Annotated in this window: 1 protein-coding gene; it reads right to left on the bottom strand. The window is 61.9% G+C overall.

Annotation, left to right across the window (positions count from 1 at the left end; all coding sequences use genetic code 11):
• Nucleotides 1-430, bottom strand: a 430-nt coding sequence (locus ACETPC_RS12420; protein ID WP_380181825.1) for a sugar-binding domain-containing protein, incomplete at both ends; no start/stop codon positions are given.

The following is a 430-nucleotide window of genomic DNA, read 5'->3' as shown; positions in this document are numbered from 1 at the left end:
GCCCGCCCGCAGCGCAGGGCTTAGATCGAATTCCGCAGGCAGGCGGCTGTCCTGCGAATAGCCGATAAACTGCCCGTTGCACCAGAGGTAAAAAGCGGAGCCGACACCGTCGAACTGAATTCGGGTTTGTCCTTCGGCCAGCCAGGCCTCGCTGACGGTAAAGGTGCGCGAATAGCAGCCGGTGGGGTTTTCTGCCGGTACGTAAGGCGGGTTAACCGGAATAGGGTACTGCACATTGGTATAAATGGGGATATCGTAGCCCGCCAGCTGCCAGTTAGAGGGCACCGCCAGCGGTTTTGCCTCTGGCAGATCTGCCAGCAGCCAGCTCTCCGGCACCTGTTCCGGCCGGGAAAAATAGCTGAAGGCCCAGTCGCCGTTCAGGCAGCGACGGCCTGGGCTGGGCGCTTCTTCTCTGGCGGCGGCGAGCGAT

The sequence above is a fragment of the Pantoea sp. sgz302252 genome, from assembly GCF_042610525.1.
In the GTDB taxonomy this organism is placed as follows: domain Bacteria; phylum Pseudomonadota; class Gammaproteobacteria; order Enterobacterales; family Enterobacteriaceae; genus Erwinia.
This window is presented reverse-complemented; position numbering and strand designations above follow the sequence as displayed.